This is a genomic window from Frateuria soli (assembly GCF_021117385.1).
Classification (GTDB): domain Bacteria; phylum Pseudomonadota; class Gammaproteobacteria; order Xanthomonadales; family Rhodanobacteraceae; genus Frateuria_A; species Frateuria_A soli.
Genome location: NZ_CP088252.1, coordinates 105563 through 130260, shown reverse-complemented (window position 1 = coordinate 130260; position 24698 = coordinate 105563). Strand labels below are relative to the sequence as shown.

Here is a 24698-nt window from a genome sequence, read left to right as displayed (position 1 = left end):
GGTTCACGCGGTTTCCGCACACCTCCACCGGTCGCCTAGAATCCCCCGCAGGCATCCCCGGCATTCCTCCGTGTCTCCCACCCTGCGCAAGATCCTGCACGTCGACATGGACGCGTTCTATGCGTCGGTGGAACAGCGCGACGACCCGTCGTTGCGGGGCAAGCCGGTGGTGGTGGCCTGGCGTGGAGCGCGCTCGGTGGTGTGTGCGGCCAGCTACGAGGCGCGCGTGTTCGGCGTGCGCTCGGCGATGCCGGCGGTGCGCGCCGAGCGGTTGTGCCCGAAGGCTATCTTCGTGCCGCCGGACTTCGCCCGCTACAAGGCGGTATCGCGGCAGGTGCGGGCGATCTTCGCGCGGCACACGGACCTGATCGAGCCGCTGTCGCTGGACGAGGCTTACCTGGACGTGACATCCGGCAAGAGCGGGCTGGCGTCGGCCACCGCGACGGCGCAGGCGATCCGCGCGGCGATCCGCGAGGAGACCCGCCTCACCGCGTCGGCCGGGGTGGCGCCGAACAAGTTCCTGGCCAAGATCGCCTCGGACTGGCGCAAGCCCGACGGCCTGTTCGTGATCCGCCCGCACGAGGTCGAAGCCTTCCTGGCGCCGCTCGCGGTCGGCCGCCTGCCCGGCGTGGGCAAGGTGATGGAAGGCAAGCTCGCAGCCATGGGCGTGACCACCGCGGCCGACCTGCGCCGGTTGGGCGAGGCCGGGCTGGAGCAGCGCTTCGGCCGCTGGGGCCGGCGCCTGCACGAACTTGCCTGGGGCATCGACGAGCACCCGGTGCAGCCGGACCGGCCCACCCTGCAGGTGTCCGCCGAGGACACCTTCGAACACGACCTCACGCTGGACGAGCTGGAGCCGCACATCCGCCGCCTGGCCGAGAAGACCTGGGCAGGCCACCAGCGCGAGACGGGCCGGATCGCGCGCACGGTCGTGCTCAAGCTCAAGACCGCCGACTTCCGCACGCTCACCCGGAGTTTCTCGCCCCCCACCCTGCCCGACTCGGCACACGCGCTGGCCGAACTCGCCTGCGCCCTGCGCGCGCGGGTGGACCGGCCGGCGGACACGCGCTACCGGCTGGTCGGCGTGGGGCTGGCCGGCTTCGTCGACCGCGACGGCTTTGCCGCGCAGCGCGATCTGTTCGAAACTTGCGCGCCGCGCCATTGACTGGCCCCAAGGATCCGCCATGCATCTGGAATTGCCCAACGTACGCCTGCAGTCGATCAAGGACTTCCTCAAGCACTACCTGATGATCGTGCTGAGCATCCTGACGGCGCTGGGCCTGGAGGCATGGATCGAGCACGCCCATCACGCCCACGCCGCCGAGATGGCGCAGGCCCAGATCGAAGCCGAGATCCGGGCCAACCTGGCCGAGGTGCAGGCCTCCATGGCCCAGGATGCGCGGCAAAGCAAGGCGCTGGCGCAGATCCGCGACGCGCTGGTGCAGGACTACAAGGCCTACGCGCCGGACGACGTGATCGCCCGGCACGTGCAATCGCTGGTCAAGCTGGATGGCTTCAACCTCAACATGCGCTGGCCTGCGCTGCGGCAGCAGGCCTGGGACGTCGCCGTGGCCAACCAGTCCGCCAGCTGGATCGAGGATGCACGCATGCGCCGCTATTCGGCGGCCTACGCCGGGCAGCGCGACGTGACCACGACCCTGGGTGCCAACCTGGCGCTGGTGATGAACGGGCCGCGCATGGTCGACGCCATGACGGATCTGCGCACTGGCCAGGTCCAGCCGCGCGAGTTCCTGCACGTGATCGGCCAGATGACCTTGATGCTGGACCAGGCCCAGAACAACCTGCGCACGCTGCAGGCGCGCCTGGAAGATGCGCTCGCGGGGCCCGCCGGGCATTGAACGCTTGCGCAGGCGCGGTCGGCCCGGGTGCGGTGTCCGGACGGGCCGCAGCGACGTGCGGCCGCGTCCGGTGGCGCCCGCCTACTTCTTCTTCGGAAGATACAGGTCGGTAATCGTGCCTTCGTAGACCTCCGCCGCCATCGCGACCGATTCGCTCAGGGTCGGGTGCGGGTGGATGGTCAGTGCGATGTCGGCCGCCTCGGCGCCCATCTCGATCGCCAGCGCCAGCTCGGAGATCAGGTCGCCCGCGTGCGGACCGATGATGCCGGCGCCGACCACGCGGTGGGTCTCCTCGTCGAACAGCAGCTTGGTGAATCCCTCGGTGCGGTCGATGCCGATCGCGCGGCCGGAGGCGGCCCAGGGGAACTTGCCCACGCCGACCTTCAGGCCCTTTTCCTTCGCCTCGCGCTCGGTCACGCCGACCCAGGCGATCTCCGGATCGGTGTAGGCGACCGACGGGATCACGCGCGCGTCGAAGTGGCTCTTCATGCCGGCCACCGCTTCGGCCGCGACGCGCGCCTCGTGGGTGGCCTTGTGCGCCAGCATCGGCTGGCCGACCAGGTCGCCGATGGCGAAGATGTGCGCAACGTTCGTGCGCATCTGCGTGTCGACGTTGATGAAGCCGCGCTCGGTCACCGCCACGCCGGCCTTGTCGGCGCCGATCCTGCCGCCGTTGGGCGAACGGCCCACGGCGACCAGGACGCGGTCGAACACGGTGGTGTCGGGCATGCTGTCGCCTTCGTAGCGGACCTCGATGCCCTTCTTCGTCGCCTTGGCCTCGACCACCTTGGTCTTGAGGTGCACGCCCTTGAGCCTGGCCGACAGGTGCCTGGCCAGCGGCTTGACCAGGTCGGCATCGGCGCCCGGGATGAGTTGGTCCATGAACTCGACCACGGTCACTTCGCTGCCCAGGGCTGCATACACCGTGGCCATCTCCAGCCCGATGATGCCGCCGCCGACGACCAGCAGCTTTTTCGGGATGTCGGCCAGTTCCAGCGCGCCCGTGGAATCCATCACGCGCTCGTCGTCCCACGGGAACATCGGCAGGCGCACGGCCTGCGAGCCGGCCGCGATGATGGCGTGTTCGAAGCGGATGAGCTTGGTACCTTCGGCCGTCTTCACTTCCAGCTCGTGCGGCGAGACGAAGCTGCCGGTGCCCTGCACGGTGCGCACCTTGCGCTGCCTGGCCATGCCGGCCAGGCCGCCGGTGAGCTTGCCGACCACGTGGTCCTTGAAGTGGCGCAGCTTGTCCAGCTCGATCCTGGGCTTGCCGAAGCTGACGCCGTGCGCGGCCATGGCCGCGGCCTCGTCGATCACCGCCGCGGCATGCAGCAGCGCCTTGGAGGGGATGCAGCCGACGTTGAGGCAGACGCCGCCCAGGGTGGCGTAGCGCTCGACCAGCACGGTGTCGACGCCGAGGTCCGCGGCGCGGAAGGCGGCGGTGTAGCCGCCGGGGCCGGAGCCGAGGACGACGAGCTTGCATTCGAGGTCCGGCTGGCGGCCGGAACTGCTGGCAGCTTGCGGCGCCTTGCCCTCTCCCGCCGGGCGAGGGTGCCCCGCAGGGGCGGGAGAGGGTGCGGCCGGAGCGGGAGCTTTCGCTTCACCCGAACCCTCACCCCCGACCCCTCTCCCGGAGGGAGAAGGGAGCGAGCCGCTCGCTTCGAGCGTCAGGATCACGGCCCCCTCGGACACCTCGTCGCCCACCTTCACCTTCACGTCCCTGACCACGCCGGCGGCGCTGGAAGGCACCTCCATCGTGGCCTTGTCCGATTCCAGCGTGATCAGGCTCTGCTCCTTCTCCACGTGGTCACCGGCCTTCACCAGTACCTCGATCACCGGCACGTTGTCGTGGCCGCCGATGTCGGGGACTTTCACTTCGATCGGGTTGGACATAGCGGAAATCCTTTGCATTCGGGTGGGGCGGCGCAAGCACGCGGCATTGGAGCGTCCCCTCTCCCCAGCCCTCTCCCCCGGCCTTGCCGGAGGAGAGGGAGCTGAAAGTCAGAGCAGCAGGCGGCGGATGTCGCCGAGCTGGTTGGCGAGGAACGCGGCGAAGCGCGCGGCGAGCGCGCCGTCGATCACGCGGTGATCGTAGGAGAGCGACAGCGGCAACATCAGTCGCGGCGCGAATTCCTTGCCGTTCCAGACCGGCCTGATGGACGCCTTGGACACGCCCAGGATCGCCACCTCCGGCGCGTTGACGATCGGCGTGAACGCCGTGCCGCCGATGCCGCCCAGCGAGGAGATCGAGAAACAGCCACCGGACATCTCGTTCGGACCGAGCTTCTTCTCGCGTGCCTTCTTCGAGATCTCGCCGAGTTCGCGGGCGAGGTCCAGCAGGCCCTTCTGGTCGCAGTCGCGGATCACCGGCACGACCAGGCCGTCGGGCGTGTCCACCGCGATGCCGATGTGGAAGTACTTCTTGAGGACCAGCTTCTCGCCGGTCTCGTCCAGCGAGGCGTTGAACTGCGGGAACTGCTTCAGCGCCGCGACCACCGCCTTGATCTGGAACACCAGCGGGGTGACCTTCAAGTCCTTGTTCTCGGCGCCGAGCTGCTTGCGGAACGCCTCCAGCTCGGTGATGTCCGCGTCCTCGTGCTGGGTGACGTGCGGGATCATCGCCCAGTTGCGCGCGAGGTTGGCGCCGGAAATCTTCTGGATGCGGGTGAGCGGCTTCTCCTCGACCGGGCCGAACTTGGAGAAATCCACCCTGGGCCACGGCAGCAGGTTGAGCCCGCCACCGGCGGTCACCGGCGCGCCCTGCACCGGACGCGCCCCGGAGGCCAGCGCGTGCTTGACGTAGGCATTGACGTCCTCGCGCTGGATGCGCCCGCCGCGGCCGGAACCCTTGACCTGGGCGATGTCCACGCCCAGCTCGCGCGCGAAGGCGCGGATCGCCGGACTGGCGTAGGGCGCGTCGCCCGGCATGATCACCTTGGCGTCCACCGGCGGGCGTGCGCGCGGCGCGACGTCGCCCTCGGGCACGTTGCCCGGCTGCACGCTGCGGCCGCCGACCGGCGCGGGTTGTCCGGACTCCCTGGGACCACCGCCGCTGACCGGCAGGCCGGTGGCGGACTGCGCGTCCGGCGAGGCCTGGGGCGACGGTGCGGGGACGGCCGGCGCCGCGGCGCCGGTCTGGATCAGCGCGATCACCGCGCCCTCCGATACCTCGTCGCCCACCTTGAGCTTGAGTTCCTTGACCACGCCCTCGAACGGCGCGGGCACTTCCATGGTGGCCTTGTCCGACTCCAGCGTGATCAAGCTCTGGTCCTTGGCGACGGTGTCGCCGACCTTCACCAGCACCTCGATCACCGGCACGTTGTCGTGGCCGCCGATGTCGGGCACGCGAGCCTCGCGCACGCCGCCGCCCGCGGCCGGTCCGGCGGGGGGCGGCTGCGGCGACGCCTCCTCGATGGCACCCTTGCCCGAACGCGGCTCGGCGGCCCTGGCCTGCTGGGCGGAGGCGAGCGGCGCGGCGGCCGCTTGCGCCTTCGCCGGGGCCGGTGCCGCGCCCTCGGCCTCGATCACCGCGATCAACGCGCCCTCGGACACTTCGTCGCCGACCTTGAGCTTGACCTCCTTCACCACGCCCGCAAAGGGCGAGGGGACCTCCATGGTCGCCTTGTCGGACTCGAGCGTGATCAGGCTCTGCTCCTTCTCGACGCGGTCGCCGGCCTTCACCAGCACTTCGATCACCGGCACGTTGTCGTGGCCGCCGATGTCGGGGACGCGTGCTTCTTTGGGGTCGGCCATGGGGTCTCCTGCGATGACAAGGGCGCAGCGCCCGGGGATGGCGGCCGCGCAAGGCCTCCCATGATAGCGAACGGCCGCCCGCACCGCGTAGCACTCGCCCGGACAGGGCCGCGACCGGCCGTCCACCCCGGGCGTGGCCCCGGGGGAGTCGCGGGCTGCCCCCTCGATCTCGCGCCCCGGCTGCGCCCGCGGCGAACGGGGAAGCAGGCATGACCTTGTGCCGATGTGCCCGCCACCCGCGCTCCCTATGCTGGCCCCGTCGGTGCCGCAAGGAGCGGCGCGGAGGAGACTGCATGCTGACCATCCGCCACCTGTCCAAGACCTATGCCAACGGCGTGCACGCGCTGCGTGGGATCGACCTGGACATCCCGCAGGGCATGTTCGGCCTGCTCGGGCCCAACGGGGCGGGCAAGTCCTCGCTGATGCGCACCATCGCGACCCTGCAGGACCCGGACCAGGGCAGCATCGAGCTCGACGGCATGGACCTGTCGGCCGACAAGCAGGCCACCCGCCGCCTGCTCGGCTACCTGCCGCAGGAGTTCGGCGTCTACCCGAAGGTGTCGGCCGAGGCGATGCTGGATCACTTCGCGGTACTCAAGGGTGTCACCGCCCGCGGCGAGCGGCGCGACCTCACCGAGGCGCTGCTGCGCCAGGTCAACCTGTGGGACGTGCGCAAGCGCAAGCTCGGCACCTTTTCCGGCGGCATGCGCCAGCGCTTCGGCATCGCCCAGGCACTGATCGGCAGCCCGAAGCTGGTGATCGTGGACGAGCCGACCGCCGGCCTGGATCCGGAGGAGCGCAACCGCTTCCTCAACCTGCTGGCGGAGATCGGCGAGAAGGTGGTGGTGATCCTTTCCACCCACATCGTGGCCGACGTGACCGACCTGTGCCCGCGCATGGCGATCATCGGCCAGGGCCAGGTGCTGCTGACCGGCCAGCCGCGGGAGGCGATCCGCGGCCTGGACGGGCGCGTATGGCGGCGCACGATCGACAAGGCGGAGCTGGACAGCTACCGCGCGCGCATGACCATCCTCTCCACCCGCCTGGCCGGTGGACGCACGCTGCTGCACGTGCTGGCCGACGCGCCGCCGGAGCCGGGCTTCGAGCCGGTGACGCCGGATCTGGAGGACGTCTATTTCGGACGCCTGCGCGCGCAGGCCACGGCCCGGGCGGCCTGACCCGATGCTGGGGGAGATCTTCCGTTTCGAGTGGCGCCAGCAATGGCGTGCGCCGCTGTTCTGGATCCTGGCGCTGGCCCTCGGCGCGCTGGCGTTCGCCGTGGCGAGCACCGATGGGGTGGTGATCGGCGGCGCCAGCGGCAACGTGCTGCGCAACGCACCGATGGTCATCGTGCGGCTGATCAACCAGTTCACCATCGTGGGCCTGCTGGCCGGCGGCGTGTTCGTCGCCGGCGCGGCACTGCGCGACTTCGACCACAACACCGCCGAGCTGATGTTCACCACGCCGGTCGCCCGCGGCGCCTACCTGGGCGGACGGCTGGCCGCCGGCTACGCGGCGACCGTGGCGATCATGCTGGTGGTGCCGCTGGGCGTGGCGCTGGGCGGGGCCATGCCGTGGATCGACCCGGCACGCCTGGGCCCCGCCGACTGGCACGGTTACGCCTGGGCGCTCGGCGTGATCGTGTTGCCGGACATGCTGTTCGTCGCCACGCTGCTGTTCCTGCTGGCTACCGTGACCCGTTCGCTGCTGGCCACCTACATCGGCATTATCGCCTTCATCGTGCTGCTGTCGCTGTCGGGCCTGCTCACGCGCGACGTCAACCACCATGTCCTCGCGGCCATGCTCGATCCATTCGCGCATCGCACGCTGGGCATCGTCACGCGCTACTGGTCCGCCGACGAGCTCAACCACCGCCTGCCGCCGCTGGAAGGGTTGCTGTTGTGGAACCGGCTGCTCTGGCTGGGCATTTCGCTGCTGCTGGCCGGCGCGGCGTTCATGCTTTTCCGCGCCAGCCGCGAGGGCTTGCGCCTGCCCGGGCGCAAGCCGCGCGCCGAACCGCCGCTGCTGCGCCCGATGGCCGGCTCGCTGCGCACCGGCCTTGCGACCGTGCGGCTGGGCCACGACCTGCGCGCGCACCTGACCCGGCTTCGCGCGCTGCTGGCCTTCGACGTCGGGCAGGTGCTGCGCGGCGTGCCGTTCCTGGTCATGCTGGTGTTCGGGCTGGTCAACCTGCTGTTCGCGCTGGCCTTCGCCAGCGACTTCTACGGCACGCCGGTGTATCCGGTCACCCACACGGTACTGGAGACGGTCCAGGGCAGCTTCCACTGGCTGCTGGCGATCATCGTGACGTTCTACGCGGGCGAGCTGGTCTGGCGCGAGCGCGACCGGCACACCGCCGAGGTGGTCGATGCCTTCCCGCTGCCGGACGCTCTGCCGCTCACCGCGCGCCTGCTGGCGCTGGTCGCGGTGGTGCTGGTGTACCTGGCGGTCGGCGACCTGGTTGGTATCGGCTGGCAACTCGGCCACGGCTACACGCGGCTGGAGATCGGCGTGTACCTGGCCATGCTGGGACTGGACGCGATGCCGTTCGTGCTGCTGGCGGTGCTGATGCTGCTGTTCCAGACGCTGGCCGGCAGCAAGTTCATGGGTTACCTGCTGGGCATCGTGTGGCTGGTGGCCTCGCTGATCGGCTTCCCGCTGCTGCACTGGGAGCACAACCTCTACATCTTCGGCCACGCCTCCTCGGTGCCGTATTCGGACATGAACGGCTTCGGCCATTTCCTGCCCGCGGCGCTGTGGTTCGACCTCTACTGGGGCTTCGCCGCCGCGGCGATGCTGGTGATCGCCGCCCTGTTCAACGTGCGCGGCACCGGCACGACCTGGCGCGAGCGCCTGCACGAGGCACGCAGCCGGCTGCGCCGTCCGGCAGCGGTCGCGCTGGCCGTGGCGCTGGCGGGCTTCATCGCGACCGGCGCATGGATCTTCTACAACACCAACGTGCTCAACCATTACGCGAGCAGCGACGACGATACGCGCCAGCGTGCCGACTACGAGAAGAAATATTCAAAGTACGAAGGCCTGCCGCAGCCGCGCATCACCGCGGTGAAGACCGACGTGGACATCCATCCCTACCGGCGGCGGCTGGAGATCCGCGGCCATTACACGCTGGTCAACCGCAGCGGCGGACCGATCGACACGCTGCACGTCAACACCGATACCGACTTCACGCTCAGGTCGCTCGAGTTTGCGCCGCACGAAACGGTGAGCGACGACAGGCGGCTGGGCTACGCCATCTACCGCCTGAAGACGCCGCTGGCGCCCGGCGCCTCGATGGACTTCGATTTCGATATCGAGTACGCGCCGCGCGGCTTCACCAACGAGCCCTCGGGCAAGTTCCTGGTCGCCAACGGCAGCTTCTTCAACAGCCAGGTGCTGCCGCGCTTCGGCTACCAGGGCGAGGTTCAGCTGACCGACCGCGGCGACCGTCGCAAGCACGGCCTGCCGCCCGACGTGCCGCGCATGCCCAAGCTGGGCGACACCCGGGCGCTGGCCGACAACTACGTCAGCAGCGACGCGGACTGGATCGACTTCAGCACCACCGTCTCCACCGCCGCCGACCAGATCGCGCTCGCGCCCGGTCGCCTCGCCAGGAGCTGGACCGCCAACGGCCGACGTTACTTCACCTACACCGCCGAGCGACCGATGCTCGACTTCTTCGCCTGGCTGTCCGCCCGCTACACGGTGAAGAAGGACAGTTACGAGGGCATCGCCATCGAGGTGTATTACGACAGCGCCCACGCCTGGAACGTGGACCGCATGGTCCAGGCGACCAAGGACGCGCTGGCCTACTACCAGGCGCACTTCACGCCCTACCAGTACCGCCAGGTGCGCATCCTGGAGTTCCCGAACTACGCGCACTTCGCGCAGTCCTTCGCCAACACGATCCCTTATTCGGAAAGCGTGGGCTTCATCGCCGACCTGCGCGACCCGTCCAGGGTGGACTACGTCTATTACGTCACCGCGCACGAAGTTGCGCACCAGTGGTGGGCGCACCAGGTGATCGGCGCGCACATGCAGGGCTCGACGATGCTCAGCGAGTCGCTGGCGCAGTACTCGGCGCTGATGGTGATGAAGCACCGGTACGGTGCCGACCAGATGCGCAAGTTCCTCAAGTACGAGCTGGACAGGTACCTGATGAGCCGCGCCACCGAGAAGGTCGCCGAGGAGCCGCTGGCGAAGGTGGAGAACCAGCAGTACATCCACTACAACAAGGGCTCGCTGGTGTTCTACGCGTTGCAGGACTATGTCGGCGAGGATGCGTTCGACCACGCGCTCAGGCAGTTCCTGCTCCAGTGGCAGTTCCGCGGCCCGCCCTACCCCAGCTCGCGGGACTTCATGGATACGCTCGCCGGCGCGCTGGCGCCGAAGTGGAAGGGGCTGCTGGACGACCTGTTCTGGAAGATCACCCTGTTCGACAACCGCATCACCGCGGCGACGGCAGCGAGGATGCCCGACGGCCGCTACGAAGTGACGCTCAAGGTGCATGCGGGCAAGGTCCACGTCGACGGCACCGGTGGGGAAACGCCAGCCGCGCCGGACGTGCCGGTGGACATCGGCGTGTTCGCCGCCGCCCCCGGCAAGGGACGCGACGGCAAGCCGCTCTACCTGGAAAAGCGTCTGCTGCCGGCCGGCGACAGCACGATCACCGTGACGGTCGAAGGCAAGCCGGCCGAGGCCGGGATCGATCCGTTCAACGAGTTGATCGATCGGGTGTCGGGCGACAACCGGCGTCCGGTGATGGTGCAATAGCCGTCGGCATCGCGCCGCCTTTCGCACATGGGCGTGGCGTCAGCCGGCCCTTGCCCCTCCCTCCGGCAGCGCGCCCCGCACTACGGTCAGCTCGCGCTGCGGGAACGGGATGCTGATGCCCACGTCGGCGAAGCGTTCCTTGATCCCGCGCAGCAGTCCGGTTTGCGCGTCCCACAGGTCCGCACTGCGCGTCCAGGCCCGGATGATCAGCTCGACCGAGCTTTCGGCCAGCGTACCGGTCACCACGCTGGGTGCCGGCTCGGTGAGGATGCGCGCGTCGGCGGCGAACAGCTTTTCGATCTCGCCGATCGCCTGGCCGATGTCATCCTTGTAGCCGATGCCGACCTTCAGTTCGAACCGACGCGTGCCTCGGCGGTTGGCATTGATGATCGCGTCGCCGCCGACCTTGGCGTTGGGCACCACCGCCTCGCGGCCGTCGGGCAGCGAAAGGAACGTGTACATCAGGTTGACCGCCTCGACCGTGCCATCCAGGCCGCCGGCGTGGATGAAATCGCCCGCGCGGAACGGCCGGAACACAATCAGCAGCACGCCCCAGGCCAGGTTGCTGAGCGAGCCCTGCAGCGCCAGCCCGATCGCCAGTCCGCTGGCGCCCAGCGCGGCGACCAGCGGCGCGGAGGGCACCCCCGCGGTGATCAGGGCGCTGACCACCAGCACCGCGACCAGCACGCCGTAGAGGAGGTTGCGCAGGAAGCCGATCAGGGTGGGGTCGATGCTCGCCCGATGCATCGCGCGCTGGACGAGGTTGGCAACCCGCGCCGCCAGCCAGATGCCGATCAGCAGGATCAGCAGCGCCATCAGGATGTTGATCCCCAGCAGCGTGGCGCTCTCGGAGAGGTGGATCCGGGCAAGCAGGTCGGGCATGGCATCACTCCGCGTACGAACCAGCCGCAAAGCCTAGCAGGCGGGCGTGTCGCGAACCGCCCCCCCGACGGGTGGGCTCCTGCAAGGCGGGCGGCACGCTGGGCCACGGAAAAAGAACGCCGCGCCGGCCTGGGGGATAACCGGCGCGGCGCATGGCCGCATGAAGGATCGTTGTGGGGGAGCGGCCGGCCCGCGGGCCGTGGGGACGGCTAGCGGGTCTGGGGCTCCGTCCTGGCGGAGGCCTCGTTGTCATGCTCCGGCTTGTGGTCGACCAGCGCCAGGCGCGAGCCGTCCTTCAGGCGGAACTCGAACTGCTGCTGCAGTTCATCGAGCCGGGTCATGCGCGGGCACAGTGCCTCGGCGCGATCGGAGAGCGCGTCCGCGCGTGCGTTGACCTGTTTGTCGATGGTCTTGTCGAGCGCGTCGGCACGGGCTTCCAGTGCCGCCACCTGGCTCTGGTCGCCGCTCAGCGCGGCCTTGACCGCCCTCGCGGTGACCGTGCTGACCAGCGACTGGACCGCGCCGCCGATCTGGTCTTCCATCAGGTCCTCGATGCCGTGCTGCCGCCACTCGCCGTTGCCCAGGCCGTTGTCGATCCTCGCCAGCGCCTGCTTGTGCTGGTCGTTGATCCGGGCGACCAGACGGCTGCGCTCGGTCGCATCGTCGGCGAAGCTGGCGACCACCGTGGCAAGCGCGTCGAAACCGATATCCACACCTTCGCGGGCGATCGACGCGACCTCGGGCAACAGGCTGCGCACCTGGCCTTCGTATTCGCGCAGGCGGCTCGCATCGGCGGCCGACACGGCCACGTCGCGGCCGTCGATGCGCAGCGCGCCGTCGTGCATGAACACGCTGCCGGGCGTGCCGTGCTGGCGCTCGAAGGTGATGCCGGCGGGCTTGACCAGCACGTCATAGTCGGTTTCGAAGCTGCACTGGTCGTGGTTCACGTGCAGGCCACCGGCCTGCGCCGGCGCGACCAGCGCCAGGCCGCTGGCGAGTGCCAGGGAAAGGATCAGCGTGCGCATGGGACGGCTCCGCGATGACGATGGCGAAAGCTTCCCGCCGCCCGGCGTTACCGGCATGGGCCAGGCGTCATGCCGTGCCATCGGTCACGCCTGGCGCGTTTCAGGGGCGCTGCGCGATGTCCGCGACCTCGCCATCGACAAGCGTCACGGTGATCTCGCGCTGGCCGTCGCGATAGACCCAGCTCTCGCTGGCGGGCGTCACCACCACGACGCCGCGGCCGTGGCGTCGCGCGCGGTGATGCGTCACCCGCGCGGGACGGCCGAGCAGTTCGCGCACCTGCGCCGCGCTGTCGCCGGCGACCAGCAGGCGGCTGCCCACGCGCAGCGTGTCCGAGGCGCTCGCGGCAGAGGCGAGCAGCCACAGGCTTGCGATCAGGATGGTGCGCATGTCGTTCCCTCCATGGAAAATCGACGCGTCGCGCTAGAAACCGCCGCCCTCGGCGAGGTAGGCCAGTTCGTCCGGCGTGCTGGGCCGCTCCAGCGCCGCGTTGCGATGCGGGAAGCGGCCGTAGCGCGTGATCACTTCGCAGTGCCGGCGCGCGTAGTCGAGGAAATTCTCATATTGCCCGCGCGCATTGGGCGAGGCCTGTAGGGCGAGCGCGCGGAACAGCGTCACCGAACGCCACTGCAGCGCGAGGTCCTCGGCGTGTTCGAGCGGCAGGTAGGCGAACACGCGCTCGAGCGGCGCCAGCGCCTCGTCGTCGCGCCGTTCCAGCCCTTCCAGCACCAGTGCCTGCGCCCGGTCGTCCTGGGCGAAGGCGCGCGCATCGCCGCGGTAGATGTTGCGGCTGAACTGGTCGAGCACGATCAGCAGCGCGAGCCAGCCGTGCGGGGTGATCGCCCACATGTCCAGCACGCCGGCGGCGGCCGCCTCCAGGGTGTCGCCGAAGCGCGTCCGGACGACCTCGTCGAACTGGGGATCGCGGACGAACCAGCGCACCGTGTTCTCGTCCGCGAACCAGAAATCCAGTACATCCTTCGCGCTAGCGGTCATGCCGTGTCCCCCCTGGACCACCCCCGCGAGGGCGGAGCTTAACAGCGCCGGGCGCGGGCCAGGCTATGCATGTCCAGGTGGATGCCCTGCAGCCGCGGCAGCTGGCGGCGCAAGACCCGTTCCGCCTCGGGCGTGGCGCGCTGCAACTCCTGCTCGAAGGCATGCACCAGCGCCGCTTCGCCGTGGGCCAGCCGCGCGATCCAGGCCGTGTCGCGATGCGGTGTATCCGGCAGCAGCCATTCGATCAACTGGCGGCGGGCCGAGCCGCCCAGGCGGCCCCGACGGGCCGGCGTGCCGCCCATGTGGCTGACCTGGCCCTGCAGGTCGGCGATCACCTGGTCCAGCGCGCTCGCGTTTTCGCACAGCACCACGCGCAGGCCCGGCTCGCTGGCCTGTGCCGACGCATCGCGGTACATGGCGCGCAGGTCGATGCCCTTGCGGATCAGCGCGTTGAACAGCGTTTGCGGGCGTGGCGCCACGGCGATGGCTCCTGCGACTCGGGGACGGCCATGGTCGGCCCTGCGCACTTAGCCGCGGATTAACTCGTGCGGGCCGGGAGCTCTTTTGCGCACGGTCCGTCAGGCGGCATTCGGGTTGCCATGCGGCGACCGGAAACCGACCGTTGAGCCCGGCCCCGCAGCCCGCGCGGAAAGTGAACGTGGAGGTTCATCCCGGGCACGGCGCTGCGGGGCCGGTGGACTGCCCCGACGCAGCGGGCGTCATTGCCCGAGCTGCACCAGGTCCAGCGGCTGTCCATCGGCTCCGCGCACGCCCTGCTGCAGCTCGGCCAGCCGCCGGATCGCCGGGCACAGCGCCTGCACCTGCGGGCGCAGCGCCTGCATCCGTCGCTCCAGCCGCGGCTTGAGCTGGGTGGCCAGGTCCGCCGCTTCGTCGCGCAGGCGCGCGGCCTCGGCCAGATCGCCGTTCATCGCGGCGGCGAGCGCCTGCTGGCCCAGATCGCCGGCAACCAGCGGCGCCAGGTCGCCGACGATGCGGTCGGCCAGCTGCCGGGCGGCATCACCCTGCCAGTCATGCGTGCTGTTGCTCTGCGCGATGCGCTGCTTGAGCTGCGACGCGTGGGAGGCCAGCCGCCGGTCGAGTTCGGCCAGGGTGGCGGGTGCCAGCTGCATGTCGGCGGCTTCCGCGTGAACGGCCCGCACAGCCAGGTCCACGCCGGCATCCGCCACGGCGCGCACGCGCGGAACCAGTGCGCGCAGCTCGCGCTCGAACAGCACCAGCCGGTCCTGCGCCTCGGCATTCAGGTGGACCGGTTGGCCGTCGTTGCGCAAGGCACCGTCGGCGACCTGCACGTGGAAGGGCGACGGCTGCGACCGGTCGAACAGCAGGCTGCCCGGCTTCACCGTCAGGTCGTAGCTGCTGCTGGCGTGACAGGTACCCGCCAGGTCCTGCGCGTGCAGGACCGGCAGGGCGGCGGACAGGATCAGGCTGGCGAACAGGAACCGCAGGCGCATCGGATGGTCGTCCCGGGAAGGGGCCTCAGCGATACCTGCCCGCGCGTCAACCGCGGCTGAACCAGGCCGGTCCGGCTGACGTGGCAGGTGCACGCGACCCGGCGGCAGTTCTGCCGCGGACCGCCTGCCGGACCTCAACGACGCGCAGCGAACTGCGCGCGCACCATGGGCCGGCCCAGTTGCCAGGCCAGCCACAGCAGCAGCGGCACCAGCAGCGCCTTGAACACCAGCCCCAGCAGGAAGCTGCGGCGTGCCTGCTCGATCACCAGCAACAGCAGTTGCGCCTGCGGCTGGCCCATGGCGTGCGCGCGGGCGGCGTCGAACTGGTCCCACTGGGCCAGCATCAGGCCACCGGTGGCCACCGCCCACAGCACCAGCAGCAGGGCCAGCACGCGCAGCGCCTGCCGTGCCCAGGACTGGCGCAGGATGGCGCCGGCGCATGCCACGATCACCGCGAAGGTGGCGACCAGATAGGCCCAGTCGCCATGGCGCAGGTACAGCACGCCGCCGAAGGCTGCCAGCAGCAGCACGATCCACGTGGCGACCCGCCACAGGCCGAAGCGGGCCGCGCGCGCGGCAGCGAGTGCGGCCATCAGTGGAGGGCCATGGCGTGGCGGACGGACGTGATCGGCAGGCGACGCATGGCTTGCTCCGTGGAAGGACCGCCGAAGTTTAAGCGCTGCCGGCGTCGCGTGGGCCCCGCAGTTCCGGCCTGCCCAGTGCGTGGCGCAGGGCGTTACGGGCGCGCGATGGTGAACTTGCCCACCGACACGCCCAGATTGATGCCCTGGCCGGTACCCGACAGCGCCAGCGAGGTGGTGCCCTTGGTCAGCACCTGCGCCTGCGCACTCTTGACCACGCCCGCCTCGGCGCCAGCCTGCACGTAGTCGCCGAACACCTCGGAGATGTCGTGCACGCGGGTGATCTCGCCCTTGCCGTTCTCGACGCGGAACTTGCCCGCGGTGAGCCCGCCGCCGACCACGCTGATCTTCACCGGTGCGCTCTGGCCGTTGCTGCAGGTGACCGTGCCGCTGCCCTCGGCGTGCTTGTAGATGATCGACCAGCCCTGCAGGTTGTAGCTGAGTTCGCACTTGACCATCGGCTCGGCGGCGCGCGCCGGGCTGGCCGGCCAGGCGGCCATCGCCATCGTGCCGGCCAGGAACACACTCGCCAATGCGGTCGTACGCATGTTCATCGCAGGTCTCCTTCCCCGTCCGGGGCGTCTGAGGCTCCGGTCGAGTCTGCCGCCGGTCGGGTGAAGGAAGCGCCACCGGACGCGACGAACGGCATTCACGGGCGCCGCGCAGCCGCCTCGCCATGCTTGGCCTGCTCACTGGTACCGGAGGCATCCATGCAGTCGTTGTGGCAATCGACCGTGGCGGTCGTCAAGCGGACGGCCAAGGGCGCGGCGCAGGACGACCTGATGACCCACGCCGCGGCGGTGGCCTTCTATTCGGCCCTGTCCTTCGCGCCGATGCTGGTGCTGCTGCTGTGGCTGATTGCCTCGCTGCAGCCGGACTGGCAGCAGGAACTGGTGGATTCGATCAACCGGTTGGTCGGTGCGCGCGCGTCGGACGCGGTGAAACTGGTGATCAACAACGCGGAGGATCGCCCGCAGCTGGGGCACTGGGCCGGCGTCACCGGCCTGCTGGTCACGCTGGTCGGCGCCTCCACCGTGTTCGCCCAGCTGCAACTGGCGATCAACCGGGTGTGGAACCTGCGCGCCGCGCCCCGCAACGCCCTGTTCAGCTGGCTGCTCACGCGCATGCACGCGCTGGGCCTGCTGTTGACGCTGGCGTTCCTGCTGATCGTCTCGCTGGTGGCGAGTACCGTCATCGCGGTATTCGCGCGCAGCGACACAGTGCTATGGGATGCGCTGGAAGCGACCGTGGCGCTGCTGCTGTTCGGCCTGGTCTTCGCGTCCATCTACAAGGTCCTGCCCGATGCCCAGATCGACTGGCGCGACACCCTGCTGGGCGGCGCGTTCACGGCGGTGCTGTTCGCCATCGGCAAGTTCGGCATCAGCCTGTACCTGTCCCACAGCGACGTCGGTGGCGCCTACGGCCCGGCCGGCAGCGTCGTGGTGCTGCTGGTGTGGGTGTATTACTCGGCGGTGATCCTGCTGCTCGGCGCCGAACTCACGCAGAACGTGGCCGAGGTGCGCGGCGTGCCGATCCGGCCCAACGCGCACGCGGAGGTGGTCGCCTCCTGCGACGACTGACGAGCACGGCATAATCGGAACCACACGCACGGAGACGCGCCATGTTCAGGTACTCGCTGGTCGGCTACGACGGTTCGCCCTCCTCGCAACGCGCGTTCCAGACCGCCGTCGCGCTGGCGCGCTGCGGCCAGGGCCGGGTGCGCGTGGTGTCGGTGCTGCAGGTGACCGAGGGCGGCGCCGATGCCTGCGCGCTGATGATGGCCGACTCCAGCGCGCAGCGCGCGCAGGAGCTGCTCGACGAGCTGGTCGCGATGGAGCCGGACGCGCGCGACATGATCGACGTGGAAGTCACCCACGGCAGCCCCGGCGACGTGTTGCTCGGGCAGGTCGAGCAACGCGGCGTCGACCACATCGTGATCGGCCATACCGAACGCGGCACGCTGGCGCGCTGGCTGCTCGGCTCGGTTTCCAGCGACGTGCTGGCCCGCGCGCACGTGCCGGTGACGGTGGTGCCGTAGGCATCGGCGGTTCCCGGGGTCGGGCTGGGTTAATCCCCGCGCGTCACCAGGCCGTATGCTGTCCGTCATTCGCCCGTCGCGCGCGCCTAGCGCCGCGCCTTCACAGGACACCCGCGTGAACTACGCCCCTGCCCTGCCCTGGACGCTGGAAAGCCTCGACCTGTCGTGCATCGACCGTGCGCGCATCCGTCATGACGAGGACCTGTTTTTCCTGCTGTGCAGTTCCTCCTTCGTCGAGAGCGGTTCGGATCTCTACACGCGGAACCTGGTCGCCCACTTCAATGGCGACGAGGAACTGCAGACCTGGCTCAGCCAGCACTGGGAGCACGAGGAACTGCAGCACGGCCGCGCGCTGGCCGCCTACGTGCGCGCGGTATGGCCGGAATTCGACTGGAACAAGGGTTTCGCCGCGTTCTGGACCGAATACGGCGCGGTGTGCACCGCCGAGGAACTGGAGGAAAGCCGGGGGCTGGAGCTGGCCGCGCGCTGCGTGGTCGAGACCGGCACCGCCAGCCTGTACCGCGCGCTGCACGAGATCACCGACGAGCCGGTGCTCAAGCAGCTGACCGGGCACATCAAGAGCGACGAGGTGCGCCACTTCAAGTACTTCTACCAGCACTTCCGCCGCTACCGCGAGAACGAGGGGCTGGGGCGCTACAAGGTGTTCCGCGCCGTGTTGAAGCGGGTCAACGAGATCCGCAGCGAAGACAGCGACATCGCGCTGCGCCACGTGTTCGACCAGTGCTACCCGCAGCACAAGGGCGATCGCGAGGCCTTCCGCAAGGTCGCCGGCAAGGCGCAGGACCTGCTGCGCCGGCACATCCCCGCCGAGATGACGGTCAAGATGCTGCTCAAACCGCTGGACTTTCCGCCGCGGCTGCAGGGCGCGCTGGAAAAACCGCTGGCGAAGCTGGCCGAGCGGCTGTTCCTCAACTGACCGGCTGGCTCGAACCGTTGCAGGGGCGCACCCCGTGCGCTCCCACACAGGAGCCGCGTGCGATCAACGCTGGCGTGGCTCCGCCGTGACCCGTCTCTGCTCCTGCTGCAGCGCCTTGAGCCTGCCCACGTCGACCGGGCGGATCTGCCGGATCGTGCAGGCAAGCTGGCTGCGCCCGGTGACCACCTTGTCGAAGTTGATCGAGACCTGGTTGAGGTTCGAGGTCACGCCGATCGTGTTGGCGTACGGCAACTCGATGCAGCCGGGCACATCCAGCAGCCATGCCTCCTTCGGCTTGGTGTAGATCGCCACCTGGTCGCTGCCCAGCGGCTCCCACGACCACATCGGCACGAAGAAGCTGAAGTGGTTGACCGGCGCCCCGGCCGCCGCCGCGTAGGCTGCCTGGCGCTCGGCCAGACGCTGCGCATAGGGGACGCTCGAACAGCCGGCGAAGACGATCGTGGCGACGCCGGCCAGCAGGACACGTATCAAAGACATGGCGTTTCTCCTCGAGGACTTCCCGGACCTTTAACGCACCGGTGGCCGATCGGTGCACCAGCGTCATTTCTTCCCGGGCAGCGCCTTCCACCTGGCCGGGTCGAACCCGCCGACCTCATAGACCAGGGTTTCCTTCTTCTCGCCGTCGACCAGGGTCACGTCCATGGTGATCTTCTTCGCCTTCTTCAGCCGCGCGATGAAGTCGTCATCGTTGCGGATCATCAGCGCCGGCTCGCCGGTGGATGGCGCGAACGCCTTGATGCCGTGCTCCTTGCCATCGAAGGTGGCGTGGATGGTGCAGTTGCCGCGGCAGACGAAACCATGCCCGCCGCCGTACAGGAACACGTTCTGGCCCCAGTCGGTATGCCTGCGCAGCACCAGCCGTACGCGGTCGTTGCCGGAAGGCTGGCTGGAATAGATGGTGGCGGTCGACTGCGTACCACCCTGCATGGGCGAGACCTGGTACAGCCACAGGGCGTCGAGGCGGCGTTTCTCGCTTTCTTCCTTCCAGCGCTTTTCGATATCGGGCAGGGTCTGCTGCACTTCCTTCGCCGCGGCGCTGTCCGGGTGGTGGTCGAGGATGTCGTGGCCCATGGTCACGGCCATCTCGTCGTTGTGGATGCGCAGCAGCTGGCGGTAGGTGTCGAGCTTGCGCGCGGCATCGTCGTCCCGCGCCGGGGCCGCCGGCGCGTTCGCCGCCTGCTGCTGGTCCTGCGAGTTGCAGCCGGCCAGGGTCAGCACGCCGCACAGCAGGGCCGCGGAGGGATGGAAGGGCAACTTCATCGGGTGCTCTCCAGGCAAGGAAAGGCCCTAGCGTGGGACGGGCGGGCGAGCGGTGCAACCTCCGTAGGCGCGCACCCGTGCGCCTACAGGGGAAGCCGCTCGACCGGCGCCGGCTCGCCGAAGCGCTCGCGCAGCTGCGTGCGGTAGCGCCGGCTGCACGGGACGGTGGCGCCGTCGCGCAGCTTCAGTCGCGCGTCGCCGGTGTCCAGCGGCTCGATCTCGGCCAGGTAGTCCAGGTTGACGAAATAGCTGCGGTGCACCCGCACGAAGCGCGCCGGATCCAGCCGTTCCTCGATCGCCGCCATGGTGGTGCGCAGCGGATAGTCGCGCCCGCGCACGTGCAGGTTCACGTAGTTGCCGGCCGCCTGCAGCCACTCGACTTCGCGCGCGTTGACCAGGAACTCCTTGCCGAGCTTGCGCACCAGGAAACGCTCAGGCCGCTCCACCGGCTCGACCGGCGGGCCGTCATCGGGCGCCGCCAGCAGGCGCGCCTCGCCGTGCTGGCGCAACCGCCACAGGCGATAGAGCACCAGCGCGCCGACGATCAGGAAATAGGTCCGGACGTCCTTCAGGTACTCGTAGCCGACGTTGAACCACCACCCGCCCGGGTCGTAGCTCCACCCCATGGCGGCGTACACCAGCTTGCGCAGAAGCCACATGCCGGCCACATGCACCAGGCTGAACGGCACGCTTGCCAGTGCATGCAGCGGAAGGTTGCGCCGCCAGGTATCGAAGCGGACAGGCCAGCGCCGCTCCAGCGCGATCACTCCGGGCAGCAGGGCCAGCAGCACCAGCGCGCTGGTCCACTCCCACACCCAGGGCTCCCAGGCGGCCGCGTCGGGATGGTCCACGCCGGAGTTAAAGCTGTTGAACAGGGCGTTGAGCAGGAAGAAGAAGACCCATGCCGCGGCCCCGAGCGTACGGCGCCAACGTTGGGGAGGATCGGAACCGGGGGCGGCGGAGGTCATGGGGCCGGATTCTACGCAGGCCGCCCCCGGTTCGCCCCCGCGGGCCCGCGGTTCGTCCCCGCAGCCCCCCGGGTGGTCACTCCCGGCGTGACCGGACCCCGCCCGGGGCCAAGACTGGCGCCACTTTCCGTCCGGGAGCGCCCCATGAACCGACGCTACGACATCGACGCGCTGCGCGTCCTGGCCTTCGGCCTGCTGATCCTCTACCACGCCGGCATGCTGTACGTGGCCGACTGGGACTTCCACCTCAAGAGCAGTCACACGGCCGAGTGGCTGCAGTACCCGATGCTGTTCCTCAACCGGTGGCGGATGGAGCTGCTGTTCCTGATCTCCGGCCTGGCCGTGAACTTCATGCGCCGCCGCGGCAGCCTGCCCGGCATGGCGGGCAAGCGCAGCCTGCGCCTGCTGCTGCCACTGGTCTTCGGCATGGCGGTGGTGGTGCCGATCCAGCCGTACGTGCAGGGTCTTGCCAATCACCTGGTCCAGCCCGGCTTCGGCCGTTTCCTGCTGCGTTACTGGAGCGGCGGCCCGTGGCCGCCGGGCGCGTTCACCGGCTGGCAGTTCGGCGTGACCTGGAACCATCTCTGGTACCTGCCCTACCTGTGGGTCTACACCCTGCTCCTGCTCGCCCTGCTACCGGCGCTGGAGTCGACCGCCGGGCAGCGTCTGCGCGCCGCCTGCGTGAAACTGCGCGGCACGGCGCTGCTGCTGGTGCCGGCGGTGCCGCTGTTCGCCTGGGATCGCCTGCTTGCCTCACGATACCCGGTGACTGGCGCGCTGGTGGACGACTGGTATGCCCATGCCATCTACGCGACGGTTTTCCTTTACGGCTATCTTCTGGGGACCGATACCGGACTCTGGAACGAGCTCGCGCGCCTGCGCCGCACCTCGCTGCCGTTCGCGCTCGCCTGCTTTGCGGTCTACCTGGCCGGCATCTCGATGCTCCCGGACGCCGCGCCGGCACCGCTGTGGTGGATGGTGCATGCGGCCCGCTATGCTTACCTGTGGGCGGCGATCGCAGCCGTGCTTGGCTGGGGCCACGCCTGCCTCAACCGCCCTTTTCGCTGGCTGCCGTACGCACGCGAAGCCGTTTATCCGTGGTACGTGCTGCACCAGAGCCTGCTGCTGTTCGCCGCCTGGCAGCTGATGCCGCTGGGCCTGGGACCGGTCGTGGAACCGCTAGCGATCCTGCTTGCCACGATCCTGGGCTGCGCCCTGCTGCACCACGCCGTGATCCGCCCCAGCCGCTGGCTGCGCCCGCTGTTCGGCCTGGAGACCGCGCCTGCCCGGCAACCGTCGCGCCCGGCCGTGCCGCGGCCTTGCGACGACGTGGCCTGAGCCTGTGCCGCCCGGACGCTCAGGCGCGCAGTTGGGCGTCCGAATCCAGGTGCTCGATGCGCTCGATCTGGTCGAACCAGATGTAGCGCCTCCACTCGGAAGTGCCCGGCTGTTCCAGGTGCACCACCCCGTTGGTCCCCTCGTTGCCGGCGCCGTCGAAGAACTCCTGCACGGTCGGGCGGGCGGCGACCACGCCGTCGCAGGTGCTGCCGTCGGCCAGGTGCAAGCGCACGCGCGCCCCGTTCTGCAGGTGCTCGACCATGTCGTTGAAGCGGGCGATGGTGGGTTGGTCGGTGTAGACGTGTTCGGCCTGGCGGCCCATGGCCGTTCTCCTGCGGCGGCGATGGGGGCGAGGCTAGGGCGGCGGTGGACAAGTGGTCGTGAAGTTCCACGGCAGGCCCCCTGCCTTCCCTCGCCGGCCGGTGCAGGCGCCCGAGGCCATGGGAGCACTCGCGCGGGGCCACCTGCGGCGATAATCCCGCCCTTCGCCCGCCTGGACTGCGCATGCCCACCGATTCGTTGCTCGCGCACCGCGCCTTCGTGCAGTTCTGGTTCGCCCGCATCGCCTCGGGCTTCGGTTTCCAGATGCTGTCGGTGGCGGTGGCCTGGCAGATCTACGCGATCACCGGTCGCGCGCTGGACCTGGGCCTGATCGGCCTGGTGCAGTTCTTCCCCTCGGTGCTGCTGGCGCTGCCGGCCGGCCACGTCGCCGACCAGTTCGAGCGCCGGCGCGTGGTGCTGATCGGGCAGATCGTCGAGTGGTGCGCGATCGCCGCGCTGGCGGCGCTGAGTTTCACCGGGCGCATCCACGAGGTGGGCATCCTGGCGCTGGTGTTCGTGATCAGCACGGCCAAGGCGTTCGAGTCGCCGTCGATGTCCTCGCTGCTGCCGGCGCTGGTGCCGCCGGCGATGCTGCCGCGCGCGGTGGCGGTCAGCGGTTCGGCCTTCCAGATGGCGATGGTGCTCGGGCCGGCCGTGGGCGGCCTGCTCTACGTGGCCGGGCCGGGCGTGGTCTATGCGACAGCCGCGGGCCTGTACCTCGTCGCCGCCACACTGATGGGGCTGTTGCGCTACGAGCAGACGCCGCCGAAGCGCGAACCGGCGACGCTGAAATCCCTGTTCGCCGGCGTGCATTTCATCCGCGAGCGCAAGGACGTGCTGGGCGTGATCTCGCTGGACCTGTTCGCCGTGCTGTTCGGCGGCGCCACCGCGCTGTTGCCGATCTTCGCCAGGGACATCCTGCATACCGGCCCGTGGGGCCTGGGCCTGCTGCGCGCGGCGCCGGCGGTGGGTGCGCTGCTGATGTCCTTCTGGCTGGCGCGCCACGACCTGACGCGGCGCGTGGGCATGATCATGTTCGGCTCGGTGGCCGGCTTCGGCGTGGCCACGCTCGTGTTCGCGCTCTCCTCGTGGATGTGGTTGTCGCTGATTGCGCTGTTCGCCGGTGGCGCGTTCGACATGGTGAGCATGGTGATCCGCGGGTCGATGGTGCAACTGGACACGCCGGACGCGATGCGCGGACGGGTCAACGCGGTCAACTCGATTTTCATCAACACCTCCAACCAGCTCGGCGAGTTCGAGTCGGGCCTGGTCGCGGCATGGCTGGGCGCGGTGGGCTCGGCCGTGCTCGGCGGCGTCGGCACGCTGGTGGTGGTGGGACTGTGGATGGCGATGTTCCCGACCCTGCGCCGACGCCAGCGGCTGCACCTGGAAGCGGAGGCGATCGGGTCGGTCGAGCAGGCCGGCACCGGAACGCCCTGACGGCCGGCGCTTACCATGGCGTGTCCCCAGGAGTCCGCCATGATCGTCAGCTCGCCCGACGCCTTCCTCGACGCCTTCGCGGCGTTGCCTCCGCTGCCCGGCGCCAGCGCCACCGCGCGGGCGGCTTTCCTGCTCGCTCCGGCCGGGTTCGCGCTGGCCGCCGAATCGGCCAGCGACAACCGTTACATGGCCATGGGCATGGCGGTCGACCCGCTGCGCGCACTGGCCCAGCACGCGGCGCTGGCACAGGCGCTGCGCGCGGACTGCCCGGTGGTCACCTTTCCCGGCGACGCCGGCACGCCGGACGCGGTGTTCCCCAACAACGTGTTCGCCACCGCGCCGGGGCGGCTGATCGTCGGGCGCATGCGCCATGCCGTGCGCCAGCGCGAGGCGTCACGGCGCGACGTGCGCGACTTCTTCGCCCGGCTGCTCGGCTACCGGGAGATCGACCTGTCCGGCCGCAGCGACTGCGTGGCCGAGCTGACCGGTTCGCTGGTCATCGACCGCGCCCGCGGCGTGGGCTACTGCGGCCTGTCCGAGCGCTGCGACGACGCTGGCGCGCGGGCCATGCACGAGGCGTTCGGCCTGCGCCTCACGTTCTGCTTCCCGCTCGCCGCCGGCGAGTACCACACCAACGTGGTGCTGGCGCTGCTGGCCGGCCGCGCCGCGATCGTGGCGCCGGACGGCTTCGCCGACCCGGACGTGCCCGCGGCGATCGCCCGCGCCTACGGCGACCGCGCGCTCTGGCTCACGCCGGCACAGAAGCAGGCCTTCGCCGGCAATGCGATCACGCTGTCGGACCAGCGCGTGTGGATGAGCGCGACCGCCGCGCAGGCGCTCACCGACGCGCAGTGCCGGGCATTGGCCGGCTGGGGCTTCCGCATCGGCGCGGTGGAGCTGGACGAGATCGAGAAGGCTGGCGGCAGCTTGCGCTGCTGCGTGGCGGAGATCTTCTGAGGGCGCAGTGCGCCCTCGTAGG

24 protein-coding genes are annotated in these 24698 nt (G+C 69.8%); 10 read left to right on the top strand and 14 right to left on the bottom strand.

The annotated features are described in order from the left end of the window. Nucleotides 1-82: 82 nt before the first annotated feature. Nucleotides 83-1165 (top strand): DNA polymerase IV, encoded by a 1083-nt coding sequence (gene dinB / locus LQ771_RS00560; protein WP_255674249.1) that lies wholly within the window; start codon nt 83-85, stop codon nt 1163-1165. Between the two features lie 19 nt (nt 1166-1184). Continuing rightward, on the top strand, nt 1185-1859 hold the full coding sequence (locus tag LQ771_RS00555) for a hypothetical protein (protein WP_231350469.1): 675 nt from the start codon (nt 1185-1187) through the stop codon (nt 1857-1859). 81 nt (nt 1860-1940) lie between these two features. Here the strand turns inward: LQ771_RS00555 and lpdA are convergent, their stop codons facing one another. Next, entirely contained in the window at nt 1941-3752 is a 1812-nt protein-coding gene (gene lpdA / locus LQ771_RS00550; RefSeq protein ID WP_231350468.1) for a dihydrolipoyl dehydrogenase, read from the bottom strand. Between the two features lie 108 nt (nt 3753-3860). Further along, nucleotides 3861-5612, bottom strand: coding sequence for a dihydrolipoyllysine-residue acetyltransferase (gene aceF, locus LQ771_RS00545; RefSeq protein ID WP_231350467.1), 1752 nt, complete (start codon nt 5610-5612; stop codon nt 3861-3863). A gap of 293 nt (nt 5613-5905) precedes the next feature. On the opposite strand from aceF, the gene LQ771_RS00540 reads away from it, so the two are divergent. Both LQ771_RS00540 and LQ771_RS00535 read left to right on the top strand, forming a co-directional pair. Further along, a complete protein-coding gene (locus tag LQ771_RS00540) occupies nt 5906-6790 on the top strand; it encodes an ABC transporter ATP-binding protein (protein WP_231350466.1) in 885 nt (294 codons plus the stop codon). Nucleotides 6791-6794: 4 nt separating this feature from the next. Continuing rightward, on the top strand, nt 6795-10382 hold the full coding sequence (locus LQ771_RS00535) for a M1 family aminopeptidase (protein WP_231350465.1): 3588 nt from the start codon (nt 6795-6797) through the stop codon (nt 10380-10382). Between the two features lie 39 nt (nt 10383-10421). On the opposite strand, the gene LQ771_RS00530 is transcribed toward LQ771_RS00535, so the two are convergent. The 8 genes from LQ771_RS00530 to LQ771_RS00495 all read right to left on the bottom strand — a co-directional run bounded on the left by LQ771_RS00530 (nt 10422) and on the right by LQ771_RS00495 (nt 15950). After that, nucleotides 10422-11264 (bottom strand): mechanosensitive ion channel family protein, encoded by an 843-nt coding sequence (locus tag LQ771_RS00530; protein WP_231350464.1) that lies wholly within the window; start codon nt 11262-11264, stop codon nt 10422-10424. Nucleotides 11265-11473: 209 nt separating this feature from the next. Next, complete coding sequence (locus LQ771_RS00525; RefSeq protein ID WP_231350463.1) at nt 11474-12289, bottom strand: DUF2884 family protein; 816 nt, start codon at nt 12287-12289, stop codon at nt 11474-11476. A 100-nt stretch (nt 12290-12389) separates the two neighbouring features. Next, nucleotides 12390-12677: a DUF2845 domain-containing protein gene (locus LQ771_RS00520; RefSeq protein WP_231350462.1), complete on the bottom strand. Its 288-nt coding sequence runs from the start codon at nt 12675-12677 to the stop codon at nt 12390-12392. A 33-nt stretch (nt 12678-12710) separates the two neighbouring features. Further along, entirely contained in the window at nt 12711-13283 is a 573-nt protein-coding gene (locus LQ771_RS00515) for a DUF924 family protein (protein ID WP_231350461.1), read from the bottom strand. Between the two features lie 38 nt (nt 13284-13321). Next, nucleotides 13322-13762 (bottom strand): PA2169 family four-helix-bundle protein, encoded by a 441-nt coding sequence (locus tag LQ771_RS00510; RefSeq protein WP_231350460.1) that lies wholly within the window; start codon nt 13760-13762, stop codon nt 13322-13324. Between the two features lie 240 nt (nt 13763-14002). Then, nucleotides 14003-14755, bottom strand: a complete 753-nt coding sequence (locus tag LQ771_RS00505; RefSeq protein ID WP_231350459.1) for a DUF2884 family protein — start codon at nt 14753-14755, stop codon at nt 14003-14005. A 134-nt stretch (nt 14756-14889) separates the two neighbouring features. Further along, nucleotides 14890-15348, bottom strand: a complete 459-nt coding sequence (locus tag LQ771_RS00500) for a hypothetical protein (RefSeq protein ID WP_231350458.1) — start codon at nt 15346-15348, stop codon at nt 14890-14892. A 143-nt stretch (nt 15349-15491) separates the two neighbouring features. Beyond that, the gene (locus tag LQ771_RS00495; RefSeq protein WP_231350457.1) at nt 15492-15950 is read right to left on the bottom strand and encodes a hypothetical protein; all 459 of its coding nucleotides are present in this window, start codon (nt 15948-15950) and stop codon (nt 15492-15494) included. 156 nt (nt 15951-16106) lie between these two features. Between LQ771_RS00495 and LQ771_RS00490 the strand changes: the two genes are divergently transcribed. The 3 genes from LQ771_RS00490 to LQ771_RS00480 all read left to right on the top strand — a co-directional run bounded on the left by LQ771_RS00490 (nt 16107) and on the right by LQ771_RS00480 (nt 18371). Continuing rightward, nucleotides 16107-16976 (top strand): YihY/virulence factor BrkB family protein, encoded by an 870-nt coding sequence (locus LQ771_RS00490; protein WP_231350456.1) that lies wholly within the window; start codon nt 16107-16109, stop codon nt 16974-16976. A gap of 41 nt (nt 16977-17017) precedes the next feature. Further along, on the top strand, nt 17018-17434 hold the full coding sequence (locus LQ771_RS00485) for a universal stress protein (protein WP_231350455.1): 417 nt from the start codon (nt 17018-17020) through the stop codon (nt 17432-17434). Between the two features lie 115 nt (nt 17435-17549). After that, nucleotides 17550-18371: a ferritin-like domain-containing protein gene (locus tag LQ771_RS00480; RefSeq protein ID WP_231350454.1), complete on the top strand. Its 822-nt coding sequence runs from the start codon at nt 17550-17552 to the stop codon at nt 18369-18371. Between the two features lie 63 nt (nt 18372-18434). On the opposite strand, the gene LQ771_RS00475 is transcribed toward LQ771_RS00480, so the two are convergent. The 3 genes from LQ771_RS00475 to LQ771_RS00465 form a co-directional block, all read right to left on the bottom strand. After that, the gene (locus LQ771_RS00475) at nt 18435-18869 is read right to left on the bottom strand and encodes a DUF6491 family protein (RefSeq protein WP_231350453.1); all 435 of its coding nucleotides are present in this window, start codon (nt 18867-18869) and stop codon (nt 18435-18437) included. A 63-nt stretch (nt 18870-18932) separates the two neighbouring features. After that, the gene (locus LQ771_RS00470) at nt 18933-19652 is read right to left on the bottom strand and encodes a hypothetical protein (protein ID WP_231350452.1); all 720 of its coding nucleotides are present in this window, start codon (nt 19650-19652) and stop codon (nt 18933-18935) included. Between the two features lie 83 nt (nt 19653-19735). Next, nucleotides 19736-20620 carry a LytTR family DNA-binding domain-containing protein gene (locus LQ771_RS00465; RefSeq protein ID WP_231350451.1) on the bottom strand — a complete coding sequence of 295 codons (885 nt, stop codon included), beginning with the start codon at nt 20618-20620 and terminating at the stop codon, nt 19736-19738. Between the two features lie 144 nt (nt 20621-20764). Here LQ771_RS00465 and LQ771_RS00460 point away from each other — a divergent pair, with 144 nt between their 5' ends. Continuing rightward, nucleotides 20765-21958, top strand: coding sequence for an acyltransferase family protein (locus LQ771_RS00460; protein ID WP_231350450.1), 1194 nt, complete (start codon nt 20765-20767; stop codon nt 21956-21958). Between the two features lie 19 nt (nt 21959-21977). Here LQ771_RS00460 and LQ771_RS00455 read toward each other — a convergent pair whose 3' ends face one another. Then, nucleotides 21978-22280 carry a DUF3247 family protein gene (locus tag LQ771_RS00455; RefSeq protein ID WP_231350449.1) on the bottom strand — a complete coding sequence of 101 codons (303 nt, stop codon included), beginning with the start codon at nt 22278-22280 and terminating at the stop codon, nt 21978-21980. Between the two features lie 182 nt (nt 22281-22462). Between LQ771_RS00455 and LQ771_RS00450 the strand changes: the two genes are divergently transcribed. Both LQ771_RS00450 and LQ771_RS00445 read left to right on the top strand, forming a co-directional pair. Continuing rightward, entirely contained in the window at nt 22463-23719 is a 1257-nt protein-coding gene (locus tag LQ771_RS00450; RefSeq protein ID WP_231350448.1) for an MFS transporter, read from the top strand. 39 nt (nt 23720-23758) lie between these two features. Next, nucleotides 23759-24676, top strand: a complete 918-nt coding sequence (locus LQ771_RS00445; RefSeq protein WP_231350447.1) for an arginine deiminase-related protein — start codon at nt 23759-23761, stop codon at nt 24674-24676. The last annotated feature ends 22 nt before the right edge of the window (nt 24677-24698 follow it).

Coding starts and splice junctions, on each gene's coding strand:
- LQ771_RS00540 (WP_231350466.1), top strand. CDS start 5,906: ATGCTGACCATCCGCCACCTGTCCAAGACCTATGCCAACGGCGTGCAC.
- LQ771_RS00460 (WP_231350450.1), top strand. CDS start 20,765: ATGAACCGACGCTACGACATCGACGCGCTGCGCGTCCTGGCCTTCGGC.
- LQ771_RS00535 (WP_231350465.1), top strand. CDS start 6,795: ATGCTGGGGGAGATCTTCCGTTTCGAGTGGCGCCAGCAATGGCGTGCG.
- LQ771_RS00525 (WP_231350463.1), bottom strand. CDS start 12,289: ATGCGCACGCTGATCCTTTCCCTGGCACTCGCCAGCGGCCTGGCGCTG.
- LQ771_RS00470 (WP_231350452.1), bottom strand. CDS start 19,652: ATGAAGTTGCCCTTCCATCCCTCCGCGGCCCTGCTGTGCGGCGTGCTG.
- LQ771_RS00505 (WP_231350459.1), bottom strand. CDS start 14,755: ATGCGCCTGCGGTTCCTGTTCGCCAGCCTGATCCTGTCCGCCGCCCTG.
- LQ771_RS00455 (WP_231350449.1), bottom strand. CDS start 22,280: ATGGGCCGCCAGGCCGAACACGTCTACACCGACCAACCCACCATCGCC.
- LQ771_RS00515 (WP_231350461.1), bottom strand. CDS start 13,283: ATGACCGCTAGCGCGAAGGATGTACTGGATTTCTGGTTCGCGGACGAG.
- LQ771_RS00490 (WP_231350456.1), top strand. CDS start 16,107: ATGCAGTCGTTGTGGCAATCGACCGTGGCGGTCGTCAAGCGGACGGCC.
- LQ771_RS00500 (WP_231350458.1), bottom strand. CDS start 15,348: ATGGCCGCACTCGCTGCCGCGCGCGCGGCCCGCTTCGGCCTGTGGCGG.
- LQ771_RS00530 (WP_231350464.1), bottom strand. CDS start 11,264: ATGCCCGACCTGCTTGCCCGGATCCACCTCTCCGAGAGCGCCACGCTG.
- LQ771_RS00495 (WP_231350457.1), bottom strand. CDS start 15,950: ATGAACATGCGTACGACCGCATTGGCGAGTGTGTTCCTGGCCGGCACG.
- LQ771_RS00520 (WP_231350462.1), bottom strand. CDS start 12,677: ATGCGCACCATCCTGATCGCAAGCCTGTGGCTGCTCGCCTCTGCCGCG.
- lpdA (WP_231350468.1), bottom strand. CDS start 3,752: ATGTCCAACCCGATCGAAGTGAAAGTCCCCGACATCGGCGGCCACGAC.
- LQ771_RS00445 (WP_231350447.1), top strand. CDS start 23,759: ATGATCGTCAGCTCGCCCGACGCCTTCCTCGACGCCTTCGCGGCGTTG.
- aceF (WP_231350467.1), bottom strand. CDS start 5,612: ATGGCCGACCCCAAAGAAGCACGCGTCCCCGACATCGGCGGCCACGAC.
- LQ771_RS00555 (WP_231350469.1), top strand. CDS start 1,185: ATGCATCTGGAATTGCCCAACGTACGCCTGCAGTCGATCAAGGACTTC.
- LQ771_RS00465 (WP_231350451.1), bottom strand. CDS start 20,620: ATGACCTCCGCCGCCCCCGGTTCCGATCCTCCCCAACGTTGGCGCCGT.
- LQ771_RS00485 (WP_231350455.1), top strand. CDS start 17,018: ATGTTCAGGTACTCGCTGGTCGGCTACGACGGTTCGCCCTCCTCGCAA.
- LQ771_RS00475 (WP_231350453.1), bottom strand. CDS start 18,869: ATGTCTTTGATACGTGTCCTGCTGGCCGGCGTCGCCACGATCGTCTTC.
- LQ771_RS00450 (WP_231350448.1), top strand. CDS start 22,463: ATGCCCACCGATTCGTTGCTCGCGCACCGCGCCTTCGTGCAGTTCTGG.